This window comes from Nocardia vaccinii NBRC 15922, assembly GCF_001613305.1.
GTDB lineage: Bacteria > Actinomycetota > Actinomycetes > Mycobacteriales > Mycobacteriaceae > Nocardia > Nocardia vaccinii.
The window spans coordinates 261,711-277,682 of record NZ_BDCC01000005.1 but is presented as its reverse complement, the minus strand read 5'-3'; the positions used below and the strand labels follow the sequence as shown (position 1 = coordinate 277,682).

The window sequence follows — 15,972 nt, the reverse complement described above, 5'->3', positions numbered from 1 at the left end:
CATACTCACACAATCGCCGATCGTCGCGTAGGATCATTCACGTCGGCCCCTCCCCCCCGGGCCGACCCTACGCGGGCCTCGGCAAACTCCCCCCCTTCGCCGAGGCCCGCTCCTAATTTTTCAGGTAGTCCGATACCCGGCGCAGGTCCGCCACGGCCCCCCGGAAGCCTCCCGTGAACGGCCTCGGCGAACCGGGCGAGAATCACCCACGTCCGTTGCGGCGCAACACATGTGAGCGCAGTCGGTTGATTCCCCGAACCCGCACACTGCGCAGATGCCGCATCGCGAATTCCGATCCTCCGGCCAGCTGCGTAGCGGCGCCGTCATCGATCAGCACGGTCCCCGGCCGCGCCACACCCGTCAGCCGCGCGGCGACGTTAACCGTCGATCCGTACAGATCGCCGAACCGCTGCAGCACCTGCCCGTACGCCAGACCGACACGCAGTTCGGGCATGGTGGTGGCGTCGGACTCACCGCGCTGGGTCCGAGCCGCCGCGGCGGTCTGGATGTCCAGTGCGATCCGCGCGCCGACCACGGTCGTCTCGGCGGCGAACATCACCTCGTCACCGACGTTCTTGATCACCCATCCGCCGTTGCCGGTGATCGCCTCGGTGGTGACGGTCTCGAACGTCTCCAGCAGATCCGAGAGCTCGTCGTGATCGAGATGCCGCGTCAACCGGGTGTAGCCGACCATATCTGCGAAACCCACCGCGAGGTCGCGCACGGTCTCCCCCGCCCCGTCGCCGGCCAGCGACCGGGCCAGTGCCGCGGCAAGATGCCGCCGCCACGCGTACGCCTGCAACCGCTGCAGGGTACCGACGACCTCCTCGGTCGCCTCCGTCGCGACCACCTGCGGGTCCAGATCCGGATCCTGCGCGGTGATCGAGGCGATCCGGTTGATGATCTCCTCGACGACCAGATCGACCTGCCATTCGGCCAGCCGCGCCATCGACTGCCCCATGGTCCGCACGGCCGCGGACTGCCGCCGGACATCGGCGGCGCTCAGCGCGTCCAGACTCCGAAAGTCCCGTGCCGCAGCCACATCCGCGTCGGTGTACTCGTGCGCGGTCCCGTCCGGATCAGCGGCGAATCCCAGCGCAAGCCACAGTCGCGCGCTCAGCTCCTGCGGAACCCCGGACCGGCGCACCACTTCGGCCCGGTCGTACCGGCGTGGGCCGTCCAGCAGATACGGCTCCACGACCGACTGCACCAATGCCGACAACTCCGCGCGGTCCATGGTCAACGACCATACGGCGATACCTCGTCCAGCCCCACCCGATAGTGCTGTGTCACAACGTCACAGCAGGTCGCACAGGCCGGAAGTGGTTGGATGATGCCATCGTCACAGCAGGATCGAGGAGTCCGCGCGTGGAACTGCGCCAGCTGCGCTATTTCGTGACCGTGGCCGAGGAGTTGCACTTCGGGCGCGCGGCCGAACGCCTGCACATCGCCCAACCCGCGGTCAGCCAGCAGGTGCGGCGACTGGAACGCGAGCTGAAGGTGGACCTGCTGGACCGCTCGCCGCGCCGGGTCAGGTTGACCGAGGCCGGGCTGCGTTTCCTGCCCGCCGCGCGCAACGTCCTGGCGGCCGCCGATCAGGCCCGCGCGGTGGTGGCCGATCTGGCCGGAGGCCGGTCCGAGGTGCTGCGGTTGGGCACGATCACCGGTCTCGGTGAGCGCCTGGACGTCATCCTGGACGGTTTCGCCGACCGGTTGCCGGGTCTGCGCGTCGAACTGGTGGCCCTGCCGGTGCGCGAACGGCTGGCCCAGGTATCCGACGGTCGGCTCGACGCCGCGTTCCTGCGTGCGCCCGTGCCGCGAGAGAGTCCCGACCTGGAGTTCCTGCCCGCCTGGGACGATCCGCTGATGGTCGCGCTCCCGGCCCGCCATCCCCTCGCCGAACAGGAGACCATCGCGCTGACCGAGCTGGCCGCACTGCCACTGCGGCTGACCGAGCGGCGCAATCATCCAGCACTTGTCGATCTGGTCCTGGCCGCGTGTCGAGAAGCCGGATTCGACCCGGTCCCGGCCCCGGCATCGAGCACACTGCAGGACACGCTGGCCGCCATCGGGAGCGGTTCGCCGATGTGGACGGTGGTGTACGCGGTCAACGCCCGTCAGGTGCGCAATTCGCGGGTGGCGTTCCGGCCGTTCGCGCACGAGCTGTCCCTGCCCGTCGGACTGGCCGTGCGCCCGGATGCCGCGCCACCTCAGCTGACGCTCCTGCGCACCCTCCTCGAACAGGGCGAATTCGCCATCGACCGGGATCGATAACGAACCCTTATCGCTGCGCGCACGGATTGGCCCTTGGTCCACCGCGTCGGCCGCGGTGAACTTGTCCCAGGCCGCCGGAACCCCGGAAAAGACGCCCCGAAGCGTCTGAACGGCTTGTAGGGCAATCATTTTCACCCGAGGAGACAACCATGCCCATCGTGACCGTGCAGCAGGGCCCGCGCACCGCCGAACTCAAGCGTGATCTGGTGCGCCGCATCACCGACGCATTCGTCGACGCCCTGCAGATTCCCGCCGACGCGGTACAGGTCTGGATTCACGAGGTCCCGGCCGACAGCTGGGCGGTCGGCGGCGAGTTGACCGCCGACAAACGCAAGTAATCCGGTTACTTTCCGCCGGTCGAGGGTGGTGCGGCCGCCCGCGAGACCGCACGCCCGACCGGCACGCTGCGCGAATACGCTCAGCGAGTGGTCACCTCGTGCCACAGATCCGCATCGCCGCGCTGACGGAACTTGTTGATGGCGAAGATGACACCGACGACGACACCCAGGGTGAGAAGAAGTTTCATGAAGCCCACCCTACTGTCATCGCCGAACCGCGCCCAGGAGGGGCCGAAGTTCCTCTGGCGCAAGCCTTCCCGTCGTCGCACTCGGCTCGGCCGCCGGGATCGAGTCGCCGGGCGGCGCGGGCCGGGCCGGCAGCGATCGGGACCCGTGTCCCGGGCGCTAGGCCGATGGCCGCGTCCGCGGAATCGACCGGTCCCGATCGTCGGTGGCGCCGATGCTGGCCAGCAGCCGCAGACCGTCGTGTGCCTTACTGCCGGGCTGGGCGGACAGGATGACCAGTTCGGTGCCGCTGTCGCCCGGGACCATGAAATTCTCCTGATGTAGTTCCAGGTCGCCGACTTGCGGGTGCGCGAAGAATTTGCGGCCGTGCGAGCGGCAGCGCACATCCGCCTGGGCCCACAGTTTGCGGAAGCGCTCGCTGTGTACGGCGAGTTCACCGATCAGGGCGGTGAGCTGTGGGTCGTCCGGATCCTTGCCGGCGGCCAGGCGCAATTGGCCCACGGTGTCACGGGTGCAGGTCTCCCAGTCTGCGTAGAGCTCGCGGGCGTCGGCTTCCAGGAAGATGTGCCGGGCGATATTCATTCCGCACATCGGGCGTCGGCCGTAGAGCAGTTCGGCGAGCCGGTTGGCGGCCATCACGTCCAGATGCTGATCGGCGATGAAGGCCGGGTTGTCCGGAATGAGCTCGACCACCCGCAACAGTTCCGGCCTTCGAACCGGTCCGCGGGCCGCCTCGCGGCCGGGCGCGCGCCGCGGACGATGTGCGAGCCGATGCAGGTGCGCACGTTCCACCCGGTTCAAGCCGAGGACCCGGGCCAGTGCGTCGAGGATCTGCTCGGACGGCTGCCGGGCGCGTCCCTGCTCCAGCCGGACGTAATAATCCACGCTCACCCCGGACAGATGCGCGATCTCCTCCCGCCGCAACCCCGTGACCCGCCGACGGGCATCGGGTGTGATCCCCACCGACGCCGGATCGATCCGTGATCTGCGAGTGCGCAGGAAATCGGCGAGATCGTCCATATCTCCAGTATCACCACGCCGCAGAGGGCACCGGGTGGTCCTGCCGATACCAGGAACTCCGGTCCGACGGTTCGCGCGCCCCTGAACACCGCGCGCCTCGGCCGCCACCATCGAGAGCAACCGATCTTCCAGGAGGCAGTCATGAAGGTGTTCATCGTCCACGCGCATCCCGAACCCGGCTCGTTGAACGGCGCGTTGACCGAGATCGCGGTGTCCACGCTCACCGGTGCTGGACATCAGGTGCGCGTCAGCGATCTGTACGCGATGGGCTGGAAGGCAACCGTCGACGCGGACGACTTCGGGTCCGCGGCAACGCATCCGCTCGCTGTGGTGCACGATTCCCGCAGCGCGTACCGGACCGGGACGCTGTCACCCGACATCCGCGCCGAGCAGGACAAACTCCGCTGGGCCGATACGGTGATCCTGCAGTTCCCGCTCTGGTGGTATTCGATGCCCGCGATCATGAAGGGCTGGGTGGACCGCGTATTCACCGCCGGATTCGGTTACGGCGTAGGGGAACACAACGAGCACCGGTACGGCGACCGCTACGGGGAGGGCACGCTCGCCGGTAAGCGGGCACTGCTGTCGGTGACGATCGGGGGCAAGGAATCGCACTACAGCGACCGCGGGATCAACGGCCCGATCGAGGATCTGCTCTTCCCGATCCAGCACGGCATCCTGTACTACGCGGGGATGGACATCCTGCCGCCGTTCCTGATGCACAGCACGAATCATGTTTCCGCAGAAGACTTCTCGGATGCTGCGAAGGCCTGGGAACAACGCCTGCGCACCCTCGCCGACACCGAGCCGATCCCCTATCGCTCGCAGAACGGCGGCGATTACGAGCTGCCGTCCCTGCACCTGCGCCCCGGGCTGGAGAACTCGGGCGAGCGAGGTTTCGGGCTGCACCGGCGAGCGCGGTAACCACCCAAGGTATTTCCGCCTGCGATCCGCCGGGTGGCCACGCGGACCGTGCCGACACCTGCCGGTGCGTCCCGTTTTGACCCCGCCACCTACCGAGGGGTACCGTTTTCAAGGTTGTCCGCACGGACACCACTCTCTGGGGCCTTAGCTCAATTGGCAGAGCACTGCCTTTGCAAGGCAGGGGTTAGGGGTTCGATTCCCCTAGGCTCCACTTCGACAGCAGGTCAGGGCCGCTTTTCTCATCACACGCGAGCGAGGAAAGCGGCCGATCTTCCAACTAAATCCCAACTAATTGCTCTGACGAGCCTCGCCCGTCACGGCGGTGTTCAGCGCATCAGCCGCCGCCTGATGAGTTCGCCCGCGAGCCATGTACCGCCGCTGCGTCATCGAGGGATCGGCGTGCCCGAGGACATCGGCGGTGACCCGCGCCGACAACCCGGCATCGTCCAGAATCGTCGCGACCGCACCCCGGAAGCTGTGGACGGTCACGTCATCGGGGATGTCCAGCGCACTGCGTACCCGCTGCCACTCGTGCCCGACGTTCTGAGGATCGCGCAGTGTCCACGCGGCCGAGGGGAACACCAGGTTCAAGACGTCCGCTGTCGGATCGGGCGGGGACTTCAGCCGACGAGCCGCCAGGGCAGCCTTGCGACGCTTCAACATCTCCACCGCGAACTCCGGCAGCGCGATCACCGTCTTACGGTTCTTCGGATCGTCGTCCTTCTCGGTTCGGACCAGGCCCGTGCTCTTGGTCCGCACGACCTTCCCACTCAACCGCAATGTCCGCTCATCCAGATCGATGTCCGACCACAGCAGGCCGAGAACCTGACTGCGGCGCAATCCTGTCGCGGCCAGCAGGGTCACCCAGTCCGCCAGATCGGCGCTCTCGCAGTAGTCCGCGACGGTCGGCGGTGTGTAGGACTTCACGGGCCGCCCCCGAGTCCGTTCCGCCTTGGACAGCTTGCGCGGACAGGGCAGCTGCGAGGTCCGGACCGCCGCCAGGATGAACCGCATCTCATCCACAGTGATATCCCGGGCACCGCCTGTCCGCCCCTTGGCCTCGATGTTCTTGGCCAACTGGGACTCCCGGACCGGATTCACGGACAGCGCATCCTTGCGGACTGCGTACCTGAACATGCCGGACAGCACATGCCGCCCTGTCCGCATCAACGCCGGTCCCTTGGACTTGCCGAGGTTGGTCAGGAATATCTCCACCGAGGATGTGGTGACTTCCAGCAAGCGCCGCTCGCCGAAAGCACTGTTGAACAACTCGGCCACCAGGTCATACCGTTCCACTGTGCCCGGAGCCCGTTCCTGTTCTTCCAGGTACTTGCGGTACAGGTCCCACAGTTGCCGAACAGTTGTGGACTCGGACAGCTCCCCGCCGAGATCCACCCGGACCGCCGAGGCAGCCGCCATCACCGCGTCCAGCGCCCGAGCCCCGTTGCGGTCCGGGATCTTCCGCCCGCGTGCGTCGATCTTGACCGGTGAGACTCGCTTGATGTCTCGGCGACGGCCCGAGGCATCACGGACCAAAAGACGTGCTACCCAATGCCCCGGAGACAGTTCGGTCAGCATCGGCCTGCCGGGGACACCGATCGGGCGGGCCGGTCTGCCCCGGGTCATCGGTCCACCGGTCCGGGGTGAGTCAGTCCGCGCCTTGTGCGTCCAGGGCTGCGTCCAAAGCGTCCAGGTCCCAACGGAAGTCCTTTCCGACCCGCTTGGGCTTGGGTAGCCACGGGTGCTTGTCCGATTCCCGATTCCAGCGCCGCAACACTTCAGGGTGTACACAAATGTGCGCCGCAGCGGCTTTGGTGGTGGCCCACCGTCGAACCGGTCGTGATGATGCGTGTTCAGCAGACCCCGACCCGGCAGGAAGATCAATACTCATTTGATTGCTCCAGATTAGCTGTGGCCGTTGGTGGTTGGGTTGTCCGGGTCGGGTGGGGATTGTTCGGCCGCGAGCATGGCGCGGTCGTATTCCGCTCGCCAGCCGATGCGTTCGGCGATTGCGGACATGAGCAGTTGTGCTCGTGGGGGCACGCGGGTACCGGGGGCGATGGTGGTCCAGGTGAACCGGCGCGGGTCACGGGCGGGTTTGTCGATGCCCACCAGGGCGAGCTTGCGGCGCACGAATTCGATCCGGTCCGCTTTGTGGTCGCCGAGGGTCTTGCCCGTCCATCGCTCGGAGGTCAGCACCCGGTTTCCCGGCAGGGCCAGGGTTTCGCGTCGGTGCGCACGCGCTTTGCACACTCCCGGCACGGTTTTCGCGGTGGCGCCCTTGGGGACGACGCCGTAGAGCAGCCAGATACCGCACCGCGGACTACACGGCGTGCGGCACAGTGCCCCGTGAAGCCGGTCGTAATGGTCGTGCTGGCGCGGGGTGCGTGCTTGTAGCACCTCTGTGACGGACTTGGTCAGGTACTTGCACAGGTATCCCACCGCCTCATGAGCAGCTTTCGTACCCGCCGCGAGGCCTTGGATATCCAGGCGAGGCCCGAACCGCGCCGTATGTGCCGGAGCGTCTTCGGGGCCGATCGCGTCGAGGGCCTGGTCCCAGTCCGGCAGCGGTGCTCGAGTTGTTGGGTCGGTGAACCCTCCGCGTCGCTCATCCCAGACGGGTACGTCCGCGCCGGGGTAGTGCATCTGGGTTGTGGGTGGCCACCACACTTGGTGGTAGGTGGCTTCGGTGACCTTGCGCAGTACTTCACGGGAGATGTGTCCGCGTAGCGCGATGTGCAGGTGTGGTGCGCCGCGCTTTTGTGGCTCCACGACCGCGAAGTACTGGACGTTCCAGCCGACCACCCGCCGCAGGTTCTGTATCCAGCGCGAGAACAACCGGGCGCAGCAGACCGCATCCCACGCCGCCCGCTCGTAGTCGTACGCGTCCGGGTCGCGGGCGGCCCCCGTCGCCGAAGACCTTGCCGTAGCTGTCCATGGTGAGCGTGACGAACATCGAGGAGTAGTGACCGCCGAACTCCCGGCCCACCGTGCGATCGGAGACAGCGTTGCGGGGCAGATTCGGTGCGTCCTCACGCCGACGAGTCGAACGTCGGGCGTGGGATGGCGAATCCTCATGCTCCCCCACGCCGGCCGGATCCGACTGGATCACAGGGGCCCATATCAACACAGCCAGTTCGTCTGGATCGCTACCATCAACGCTCCGTGTGCAAGCCCCGCTCGCGCCCGCCCATCACCTCGGTGCATCCGGGCGGACCCATACCCGCCATGTGTAGCCGCCCTGGGGCCGCTCGGCCGTAACCGGCGTTCAGCCCCCTCCGTCAGCGTCGTCATGCACGAATCCGTAAGGAAATACTTGCCCGTTTCTATGCGTTGCCGCTCTGCCGGGACTCGAGTGCCCGGCGGATCAATCCGCGAGCAGAGTCACCCGTGACAGACAGCGAGGCGAGTAGTTCGAACGCTCGGCTGTAGATTGAAATCTCTCGCGGTTGCGTAATCGTCAGCTCTGCAGTGATGCCTTCGACGGTCACCATGCGATTATCGAATATTACGAAGTTCGTCGTTTGCATCGGCGGACCGGCATGCGCCGGAATTATCCCAAATAATACCCGAGACAAACCGATTACCGCCATGAGGCGATCCAGTTGTCCAACCATTACGGAATCGGTTCCTACTGATGCGCATATCGCTTGTTCTGAAATCAGGATATGGAATCGTCGTTCGCCCCGATACAAATACTGCTGTCGTTCCAGACGTTTAGCTACGGCTTCGTCTATATCGTCAGGGAGTCGGTAAAAGTCTACGGAATGTCTTAATATAGCTTCAGCATACTCGGCGGTTTGGAGAATACCCGGAATGACATTGGGTTGATAGATACGCATCAACTTCGATCGCTCAGCAAGTCGGACCGATTTCTGTTGTCCCCGCTTCAACCCTGCCGCATGTTGCCGCCGGTACTCCATGTACGCAGCGTCGATATTGTGAACTGTCGCCAGAAGGTCTTCGAGCTGATCATTCGCGTCAGCATGATTACAGTACGCACGAATATCGGCATCAGATGGTTTTACGCGCCCGTACTCTATTTTGGAAATCTTGGATTCATGCCACCCGGACAGGCGAGCAAGCTCACGGCCAGAAATACCCGCCCTGCGGCGGATCTCCCTGAGCCGCTGCCCGAGCGCCTGCCGGGCCTCATGAACGCCGTTACTCACCTCCGAGCGTCTACCACATACTCGGCGTACGGCGTCGCCAGTTTCCACAGGCGCTCTTTCACCTGCCGGCACTGTTCTGCAATCCGGGGGTCTATGGTCATCGCTGACGCACCAACGGCCCGGCCGTTTTCATCTACGAGGTTGAACACGACTCGTTGATCGTCCAACAACCAAAAGTCGTCCAACGGCACATCCCCGGCTTCGTGCCGTGGCAAGTACCTAATGTCCTCCCCGGCTTCTGCATTCAGCGCGGTTAGCGTAAGCAACCACCGCTGATAATCGACATGCGGCACCGTGACAACGCGAACGCGGGTGACAGCAACGCCCCTGCTGGCTGTGGTTCGCACGAGTTGTCCCCACGGTTCGAACCACAAGTTGTCGTCCGGCTCACCGTCAAGGAAGCGTCGCAGCGGTTCCGACTCGTTGGGCACTGCGTAAGCGTCCCTGACCTCGAGGTGGAATGCTTCCCGCTGGCACTGCCCGAACAGGTCAGGCCACGGATTGCCGCGAAGCAGTTGCACCGTAGAACGTCCTCTCTTCTTTCGGGACCTCGATAGCCGTTTCGTAGGTCTCCATGGTCATCTGGTCCAGCGTGTCACGGTCTGTGACCGGTCGGCCGGACAGGGTGAAGGTGCCCCTGCCGGTGTCCGTGAGCGCGGCACCGATGAAGGTGTCCGGCTCAAGGAAGCCCAACAGCAGATGAGGAATCTCCACCACTCCCGGAATGTCGGTTACCCACCCGATGACTACGTATGTGCTCTGGTCAGTGGCGTACAGCGTCGGGCAATCATTGTTGCCCGAGCCGCCCTTACCGAGGAAATACAAGAGCATGATCTTGTTCCTTGTCTACATGTGTGCACGGACTTTCCGTGCGTTACTCGATGATCCCTCGAACTAGCCGACCAGGCCACCTGTTCGCCTAATATGAGCAAGTTTTATCAAACTCCTAGCTCGGTGAGCAGGCCGCTTCGTAGCGTCGGTACCGGCTCCCCCGCCTGTCCGGCTCGGGCCGCAGGGCGGGGGATGCCTTCCACGACCGAGAGAGGGCGAGATGCGGCAATACCTGGTGCGGGTGCACTGCTGCGGCTCCCGGTGGCTGGTGTACGTGCCAGCGGTCGAGCTGTGGTCATTCGCCATTACGAAGCAAGAGATCAGATCCGTTGCTACACAGATGATTTCAAGTGCAACCGGTGCGGACTCCGAGCTGGATTTGCAAGAGGGCCGGGTGTTGTCGGTGCCTATCGAGTTCATGCGCGAGCACACGGCGGCGAAGCGATGGCTTCCGTCTGAGGTGAGCACACGATGAACCTCGAGCAGCGCAGCGGGCCCGGCTCGTACATGGTCCCGCAACTGAACACGGGAGAGAAGTTCGAACCGGTTCCGTTGGCGGTGGTGTATGGGGCTTTGGAAGGGCTGAAGCGCGTCAGGAGCGCAGCGGTAGCGGATGAGCCAATGCCCGAGCGTATCCGCGTGGGTTCGTTCGATTGGTGGCGGGAGTGAGTTCAGGCGACATAGAGCCCCATCCTGTGCCCCGGAAGCTGACACCGGAGGAACGGCAGCAACGCGCCGAAGCTCTCAGGGCCTTTCAAGCCGCTGCCACCAAATGGGAGTTGTTCGGGCAACCCCAAGAAGGCCCGATCATGGATCAGCTGAATGCGACCCGGGAGGCGTACCTCAATGCGCCCGGATGTCGGTAACCGAAAGATGGAAGCGGCCCCGCTGAAACGGACCGGCATCGGTTCTGGTTCGAATTAGTCTCCCCCGCAACATCATTCACCCCGCATTGCACGATCGTCACCGCTGAATATCGGCGGTCTATCGAGCCGCGCAGCGGCCTGCCGCTGTCGGCACCCGTCCAACAACTGAAACGAAGGGGGCACGGCCATGCACCGTGTCGGAATCCCCGTCCATGTCTACAAAGACACTACTTTGCGCGTGAAGATCCATGATGCGTGTGGATTGACTTGTACGTTCTGTCATAACGAGGGCACGCCGGTAGCGATCGACAACCGGCATCGTTCGCCAGGTGAATTCGTCACCTCTGGTGGCAGTGGCCGTGCCTCGATCTACGCCGCGACCAACGGGGCCGCGTTCCTGCCTGCCCCGATGCCCGACGATGAGGAGTTCGCTCGCGCGATTGCCGTTCTGCGAGATGCCTTGGAGCTCAACGAACTTCACTTCACCGGCGGTGAACCGACCTCGCATCCATCCGTCGCGCGGCTCACCAAGATCGCCGTCGACACCGGCTACCGGGTCGCCATGACCTCCAACGGCGAACGCGGTGAGCGCGTGATCCCCGAATGCGCAGCCGCCGGGCTGCACAGGATCAACTTCTCGATCTTCGGCACCACCGCAGCCGAACTCGCCGAGGTCCAGCACGCCCGCTACCGCAATCCGGTTCTCGCCCAACGCAAAATCGACGCCCTCGAATGCTCGATCGCCGCCTGTGAGACACACGGAGTCAAACCCTGCGCCAATATCGTTGTGCCCGACTACAGTCACGCCCCGCGCGTGCATCGGCTACTCGACGAGTACTCCCCACACCTGAGCGTGCGCCTGCTCAACTCCCTCGATGACATCGCTACCTCGATGGCAGCGAACGAACGCATCCTCGCCGACCGTGGCGCGGTTCCCGAGGCTCACTACACCACCGCTGGAGTCTCGGGCACCAGCACCGCGTACCGGCTCCCCGAGGGACGGCGAGTGTATTTCAAACAGTTCCGCATGGTCCGGATGCCGGATACATGCACCGGATGCCGGTTCAACAACGACACCGATTGCAAGGAAGGCTTCTACGGGGTCCGGCTCTACTACGACCGAGTCAGCGGTTTCCAGGTCGGCGTCTGTATCCAACGCATGGACCTGTGCTTGCCGCTCGCGGAGTTCGTGGCCAGCCCGCTCCGCAGGGAAATCCTTGCCCTCCGTAACGACGAGTATCAGCGGCTCGCCACCCGGCAAGCCGGATAACCTCAACTCATCGACCAATCGCATAAGGGAGGCCCCCGTGCCGATCGAGCACGAAGCAAAAATTCTCGACATCGACCCCGCCACCGTCGAGCAACGCATCCTCGGTGAAGGCGGCCGAAAGGTCGGCAAACAGCTCATGCGCCGCTACGTCTACGACATCACCCCCGGCGTCCAGGGGCAAGTGGATCAGATTGCGCGACAACGGAAATACAACCACTCTCGCTGTCAAGGAGATCACCAGCGACGCCATCGACGGCACTCACGAAACAGAGATCACCGTCGATGACTTCACCACCACCCACACCATGCTCGGAAAGCTGGGCTTCACCGCGAATTCCTACCAGGAAAACCAGCGGATCAGCTTCACACTCGACGGCGCGCAACTCGAAATCGACACATGGCCCCGAATTCCGTCATATCTGGAGATCGAAGCCTCCACAAAGGAAGACGTAATCCGTCTCGCCGAACTACTCGGCTACGCAGAATCCGACCTCACCGGCGAGAACACGATCAAAATCTACACCCGCCACGGAATAGATCTGAAAACCATTCCCGAACTTCGCTTCTGAACAATGCCACACGCTCCAATAGGGGGAAACATTCATGCACGCATATCCAGATGCGGGAGAAAGGCAGAGATACACGAAACCGCTGATCGAGGTACAGCGTTGACCAACGTTGAGGACGGTTCGCGCCTCAGTTTCATGATGCCGCAATGGCACAGCGATGATATACGACTCGACGGTGTCCTCAGCGAAACCTACCGCCCATGCCCCACCTGCCCCGGCGAGACCGACGCCGAATTCAAAACTGTATCGATATACCGAGTCGATGGATTGTTGCCATGGTGGCTGACTCTCGAGGTTCACCACTGCCAGGGCGGCCACTCAGACGTCGTTGCCCGCAGGACCGCCGCCGTGATCCGTCCGGCAGTGCCCGCGGACCCTGCCTCACCGGAAAAGCGAATGTTCTCGATCACCGGAATCACGGACAAGCAGCGCAGCATTCTGGCCTGCACCGAAAGCGATAACGGCTACGAGTGCGAAGTGTGCGGAAGACCCTGGGGGATCACCGTTTACGAACCGGACGTAAAAATGCCATCCTGGGCGAGTCCAGAAATCTTCTGGTGTATCGGTTGCGGACACGGGCATGTCTATACCGGCGTGCACAGCGGACGACTGTACCGGGAAGTCAGGCCATTAAGGGACATGGCTGGCTAGGGTCAAGCCCGACAGCCCACCGATGAAGCATTAGAAGGTAGAGGCCCCCGCCACGCCGTGAACCCACGAGCAGCGGGGGACTTTTCGCAATCCCAGACTCGATACCGTCGGATGATCGTGTCATCGTGCCGGATTCGGCCGCCCCACTCCCGGAACCCTGCGTACGGGCGTGCTTGCCGGGGTGCGTCGCGGATCAGGCGGGAATACCGAACAATCCCGCGAAAAGTGTTGAGCCACAAGCTTGATGACCCATGTAGAAGACAGGAAGATTGGGGACCCCGAAAAAAGAAAAGAGAAAAAAGAAGAAGAAAACCCCAAGAAAGAACTTGCCGAATTTCCCTCTACAGAATCAAGAGCGGCGCGCATGCGCGCGCCGCCCGGTGCGCCCGCCCTACCGCTCCGCTCCCGGGCGGGCACCCCGGCGCAGAACCAGGATAGAAGCCCCCCAACGAAGGAATCGGCAAATTTGCCAGCATCACCCATTCGCCCTTGGCTAATCAGGTTCAATGAAGGTAGCCTGTCTACCTTTAAAGTATCGCGCATGAGTCTTTTTAATGCTGTCAAGCGAGTCAGCGGATAGTGCAGTGATCTCTATCGATTCGCCCTCAAATCTACGTTCAGATTCGAGTTTCAATCGCTTCTGCAATGCTGCCCTTTGCCCCGTATCCCCGCTGTATTCGATGACTTGATAGTCGCCTGTTTCTGGTTCGTATATTACAAGAAATCCAGCCATGCGCTACGCACCTCTCTGACGTGTCCGACGGAGGTCTTCTTCCATCGAGTTCATTTGCCGAATCAGCTCGGAATCATTATTTTTATTAGAGCTGTCATCTACTTTTCGTTTTTGAATTTCGGCTTCCCAGTCTATTTTACACTTCTCCAGTTTCGCTGCATACTCATTGCGCTCGATTACGTTGCTCTCAGGCAGCAAATCAATCACACGAACGATGGAATCCTGAAGTACCTGGTAAGCGTTGTCTTGCTCTCTGCGTCTCGTTCTCAAGGCGTCCTTCTTTTCCTCCACGTCAGCTAACGATTCGGACGTCCTAAACGCACTTTCAACCTTACGGCGATCTTGAGGGTTACTCGGAAGCGTTCCGTAGCGAATTTGCCGTCCTATCACGTCAGCAAGAGCCTCATAGAGATTAGCCCAGGCATTTTGCAATGATGTTCGGACTTGTATTTCAACCCTACCAGCAGGGAGCTTGACACGGAGATGAAGAGCTCTATAACCGCTGTGCGGTGCGCGCCGAGTGTCGCTGATCACCTGATCGAACTCCTGATCCAACTTTGCCGCCACCAGCTTTGCTAGATCGTCTTGTTGGTGGAGATCCATATCGGATACAATTCGAACGCCAGCTATATCGACTACGCTTGGCAATTGCAACTCCGGAGCAGCGATCAGCTTATCCCGCAGTGTGTGTATGGTTTTCGGACGCGAGGTTACATCAAGGTGCGTGATTCCGGTAGCAGATACGATCTCCATCCGCTTTATGCACGATTCGACGACAGAAGCAAGCTCTCCGTACCACAGTAAGACATTATCGTAGGATACTTCTAGCGCTTCATGCTCTCGATTAGCTCTAATGGCCTTTCCGAGACGTTTCAGCTGATTGCCCGTCCAAGGCGGTTTATCATTTAATTCAACCATGTGTTCTTACCCCCTTCATCCGTTCCACACTTATCAGCGAAGGCCAGGTCGGACTTATTATGCTGCCGCACCCCTTCGGGGCTTGCCATCGAAATCACCATTGCTCAGTCGGGCAGATAAACTGTGGGCACATCAACGATTGACATCGATTGTTTCCGGAAGCGCCGGTATATTATTCGACACATTTCAATCTCATTTCCGTCAAATTAGTCGCCTCAAAGATCTCGGACCATCGCTCCGAGGGATCGCCCTAACCGACCCGACCGTTACAACTTCCCGCGTGGCCTTCTGGGATCCCTGACTGTGGAAGATTCGTACATCTGGTCGGCGAACGTCGCTTGACATAACCGCGAAGTCCCGGCCTGCCACAAACCCACACGCCTACCTGTCCCGGCCTTGCTGCCCCGATAGCCAGCCACCCTTTTGCGCGGTAGCTAACTGGTTACCACTGATCTGTTCATTCGGCGCGTCCGGATTCGACACGCCGAGCGGGGGACATCGGCCCGTCCAACTAAGTCCCAACAAAATCCTCGATCACCTAGCTTGATCGAACTAACATTCGATTTCAATCAGTTGCCCAGAGTTGCTGTATTGACTGTTCAAGGCATCTTTCCGTGTCGAATTGACAGTCTATGGTTGCCCGTAGTAGCGGCTTTCAGCCGCACGGCAGGGGTTAGGGGTTCGATTCCCCTAGGCTCCACCGAATAGCGAGTCCGCAGGTCATCGACCTGCGGACTCGCTATTGTGCGGCCTTGCTCGAACACCGCGTTCACCGATCACCACCGCCCAGTTCGAACTCGCCCGGGGACCGAGGGAATCGATTCACGCCGCCGTGATCCGAGAGGCTCTCCCCGCGTTTGCTCGCCGAGTCATCATCTCGGGCGACGAGACGGGAAATTGGCCTTGTGCGCGTCGTCGGCCTGCCGAGCCGCATTCTTCGACACCAGCCGAAGTAGGACCCGCTGCGTGAGATGAACACGTGCGGGAATCGCCAGAAGAAGGGGCGCTTCAATGCCACCCACCGCGAGAACACCGGAGGCTGACTCCGCTCGGCTGCGCCCGGGGCCACTCACATAGCCAGGCGTGCCCTCGATCTCCTTGCCGGACAACAATATCGAAACACACGATGTGGCGTCGCTCCGGTAGTTGATCGTGAGTGAAAGCGTGCATACGGATTGTGCTGTGTTCTGTAGCGCGTCGGGACGGCGGTGGGGTACCGT

Annotated in this window: 19 protein-coding genes and 1 tRNA gene; 8 read left to right on the top strand and 12 right to left on the bottom strand. The window is 62.4% G+C overall.

Going from position 1 to position 15,972, the window contains the following annotated elements; all coding sequences use genetic code 11:
* Positions 1 to 202: 202 nt before the first annotated feature.
* Positions 203 to 1,237 (bottom strand): adenylate/guanylate cyclase domain-containing protein, encoded by a 1,035-nt coding sequence (locus NV1_RS02200; RefSeq protein WP_067884854.1) that lies wholly within the window; start codon positions 1,235 to 1,237, stop codon positions 203 to 205.
* 131 nt (positions 1,238 to 1,368) lie between these two features.
* Between NV1_RS02200 and NV1_RS02195 the strand changes: the two genes are divergently transcribed.
* Both NV1_RS02195 and dmpI read left to right on the top strand, forming a co-directional pair.
* Positions 1,369 to 2,274 (top strand): LysR family transcriptional regulator, encoded by a 906-nt coding sequence (locus NV1_RS02195; RefSeq protein WP_067884852.1) that lies wholly within the window; start codon positions 1,369 to 1,371, stop codon positions 2,272 to 2,274.
* Positions 2,275 to 2,423: 149 nt separating this feature from the next.
* Positions 2,424 to 2,612 (top strand): 4-oxalocrotonate tautomerase DmpI, encoded by a 189-nt coding sequence (gene dmpI, locus NV1_RS02190; protein ID WP_067884850.1) that lies wholly within the window; start codon positions 2,424 to 2,426, stop codon positions 2,610 to 2,612.
* A gap of 80 nt (positions 2,613 to 2,692) precedes the next feature.
* On the opposite strand, the gene NV1_RS45025 is transcribed toward dmpI, so the two are convergent.
* A complete protein-coding gene (locus NV1_RS45025) occupies positions 2,693 to 2,800 on the bottom strand; it encodes a DLW-39 family protein (protein ID WP_218008718.1) in 108 nt (35 codons plus the stop codon).
* A gap of 157 nt (positions 2,801 to 2,957) precedes the next feature.
* Positions 2,958 to 3,818, bottom strand: a complete 861-nt coding sequence (locus tag NV1_RS02185) for a helix-turn-helix transcriptional regulator (protein WP_067884848.1) — start codon at positions 3,816 to 3,818, stop codon at positions 2,958 to 2,960.
* Between the two features lie 141 nt (positions 3,819 to 3,959).
* Here NV1_RS02185 and NV1_RS02180 point away from each other — a divergent pair, with 141 nt between their 5' ends.
* Both NV1_RS02180 and NV1_RS02175 read left to right on the top strand, forming a co-directional pair.
* On the top strand, positions 3,960 to 4,742 hold the full coding sequence (locus NV1_RS02180) for an NAD(P)H-dependent oxidoreductase (RefSeq protein WP_067884846.1): 783 nt from the start codon (positions 3,960 to 3,962) through the stop codon (positions 4,740 to 4,742).
* A 138-nt stretch (positions 4,743 to 4,880) separates the two neighbouring features.
* Positions 4,881 to 4,953 (top strand) — tRNA-Ala (locus NV1_RS02175).
* 77 nt (positions 4,954 to 5,030) lie between these two features.
* Here the strand turns inward: NV1_RS02175 and NV1_RS02170 are convergent.
* The 6 genes from NV1_RS02170 to NV1_RS02150 all read right to left on the bottom strand — a co-directional run bounded on the left by NV1_RS02170 (position 5,031) and on the right by NV1_RS02150 (position 9,745).
* Positions 5,031 to 6,368, bottom strand: a complete 1,338-nt coding sequence (locus NV1_RS02170; protein ID WP_084524979.1) for a site-specific integrase — start codon at positions 6,366 to 6,368, stop codon at positions 5,031 to 5,033.
* Positions 6,369 to 6,390: 22 nt separating this feature from the next.
* Positions 6,391 to 6,516, bottom strand: coding sequence for a hypothetical protein (locus NV1_RS46290; RefSeq protein ID WP_281181774.1), 126 nt, complete (start codon positions 6,514 to 6,516; stop codon positions 6,391 to 6,393).
* A gap of 131 nt (positions 6,517 to 6,647) precedes the next feature.
* A complete protein-coding gene (locus NV1_RS02165; protein ID WP_307627822.1) occupies positions 6,648 to 7,820 on the bottom strand; it encodes a replication initiator in 1,173 nt (390 codons plus the stop codon).
* A gap of 248 nt (positions 7,821 to 8,068) precedes the next feature.
* On the bottom strand, positions 8,069 to 8,914 hold the full coding sequence (locus NV1_RS02160) for a helix-turn-helix domain-containing protein (RefSeq protein WP_067884840.1): 846 nt from the start codon (positions 8,912 to 8,914) through the stop codon (positions 8,069 to 8,071).
* Positions 8,911 to 9,435 carry a DUF6879 family protein gene (locus tag NV1_RS02155; protein WP_067884838.1) on the bottom strand — a complete coding sequence of 175 codons (525 nt, stop codon included), beginning with the start codon at positions 9,433 to 9,435 and terminating at the stop codon, positions 8,911 to 8,913. Before NV1_RS02155 ends, NV1_RS02160 begins: the two co-directional genes overlap by 4 nt.
* Entirely contained in the window at positions 9,404 to 9,745 is a 342-nt protein-coding gene (locus NV1_RS02150; protein WP_067884836.1) for a hypothetical protein, read from the bottom strand. Before NV1_RS02150 ends, NV1_RS02155 begins: the two co-directional genes overlap by 32 nt.
* 471 nt (positions 9,746 to 10,216) lie before the next feature.
* On the opposite strand from NV1_RS02150, the gene NV1_RS02140 reads away from it, so the two are divergent.
* Together NV1_RS02140 and NV1_RS02130 are read left to right on the top strand one after the other, a co-directional pair.
* The gene (locus NV1_RS02140) at positions 10,217 to 10,414 is read left to right on the top strand and encodes a hypothetical protein (protein ID WP_067884833.1); all 198 of its coding nucleotides are present in this window, start codon (positions 10,217 to 10,219) and stop codon (positions 10,412 to 10,414) included.
* Positions 10,415 to 10,849: 435 nt separating this feature from the next.
* A complete protein-coding gene (locus NV1_RS02130; protein WP_218026903.1) occupies positions 10,850 to 11,881 on the top strand; it encodes a radical SAM protein in 1,032 nt (343 codons plus the stop codon).
* Between the two features lie 7 nt (positions 11,882 to 11,888).
* Here NV1_RS02130 and NV1_RS45020 read toward each other — a convergent pair whose 3' ends face one another.
* A complete protein-coding gene (locus NV1_RS45020) occupies positions 11,889 to 12,083 on the bottom strand; it encodes a hypothetical protein (protein ID WP_218026902.1) in 195 nt (64 codons plus the stop codon).
* Here NV1_RS45020 and NV1_RS02125 point away from each other — a divergent pair.
* Both NV1_RS02125 and NV1_RS43130 read left to right on the top strand, forming a co-directional pair.
* Positions 12,073 to 12,450: a CYTH domain-containing protein gene (locus NV1_RS02125; RefSeq protein ID WP_218026901.1), complete on the top strand. Its 378-nt coding sequence runs from the start codon at positions 12,073 to 12,075 to the stop codon at positions 12,448 to 12,450. The genes NV1_RS45020 and NV1_RS02125 overlap by 11 nt on opposite strands.
* A 99-nt stretch (positions 12,451 to 12,549) precedes the next feature.
* Positions 12,550 to 13,101 (top strand): hypothetical protein, encoded by a 552-nt coding sequence (locus tag NV1_RS43130; protein WP_157116420.1) that lies wholly within the window; start codon positions 12,550 to 12,552, stop codon positions 13,099 to 13,101.
* 493 nt (positions 13,102 to 13,594) lie between these two features.
* Here the strand turns inward: NV1_RS43130 and NV1_RS43125 are convergent, their stop codons facing one another.
* Together NV1_RS43125 and NV1_RS41735 are read right to left on the bottom strand one after the other, a co-directional pair.
* On the bottom strand, positions 13,595 to 13,834 hold the full coding sequence (locus NV1_RS43125) for a hypothetical protein (protein ID WP_157116417.1): 240 nt from the start codon (positions 13,832 to 13,834) through the stop codon (positions 13,595 to 13,597).
* Between the two features lie 3 nt (positions 13,835 to 13,837).
* Positions 13,838 to 14,752: a RelA/SpoT-related domain-containing protein gene (locus tag NV1_RS41735; protein WP_084524978.1), complete on the bottom strand. Its 915-nt coding sequence runs from the start codon at positions 14,750 to 14,752 to the stop codon at positions 13,838 to 13,840.
* Positions 14,753 to 15,972: the final 1,220 nt, after the last annotated feature.

Bases quoted from the DNA above. Each gene is read 5' to 3' on its own strand.
- dmpI (WP_067884850.1), top strand. From the start codon at position 2,424: ATGCCCATCGTGACCGTGCAGCAGGGCCCGCGCACCGCCGAACTCAAG.
- NV1_RS02150 (WP_067884836.1), bottom strand. From the start codon at position 9,745: ATGCTCTTGTATTTCCTCGGTAAGGGCGGCTCGGGCAACAATGATTGC.
- NV1_RS45025 (WP_218008718.1), bottom strand. From the start codon at position 2,800: ATGAAACTTCTTCTCACCCTGGGTGTCGTCGTCGGTGTCATCTTCGCC.
- NV1_RS02200 (WP_067884854.1), bottom strand. From the start codon at position 1,237: ATGGACCGCGCGGAGTTGTCGGCATTGGTGCAGTCGGTCGTGGAGCCG.
- NV1_RS02140 (WP_067884833.1), top strand. From the start codon at position 10,217: ATGAACCTCGAGCAGCGCAGCGGGCCCGGCTCGTACATGGTCCCGCAA.
- NV1_RS43125 (WP_157116417.1), bottom strand. From the start codon at position 13,834: ATGGCTGGATTTCTTGTAATATACGAACCAGAAACAGGCGACTATCAA.
- NV1_RS02180 (WP_067884846.1), top strand. From the start codon at position 3,960: ATGAAGGTGTTCATCGTCCACGCGCATCCCGAACCCGGCTCGTTGAAC.
- NV1_RS02165 (WP_307627822.1), bottom strand. From the start codon at position 7,820: ATGAGGATTCGCCATCCCACGCCCGACGTTCGACTCGTCGGCGTGAGG.
- NV1_RS02170 (WP_084524979.1), bottom strand. From the start codon at position 6,368: ATGACCCGGGGCAGACCGGCCCGCCCGATCGGTGTCCCCGGCAGGCCG.
- NV1_RS41735 (WP_084524978.1), bottom strand. From the start codon at position 14,752: ATGGTTGAATTAAATGATAAACCGCCTTGGACGGGCAATCAGCTGAAA.
- NV1_RS02185 (WP_067884848.1), bottom strand. From the start codon at position 3,818: ATGGACGATCTCGCCGATTTCCTGCGCACTCGCAGATCACGGATCGAT.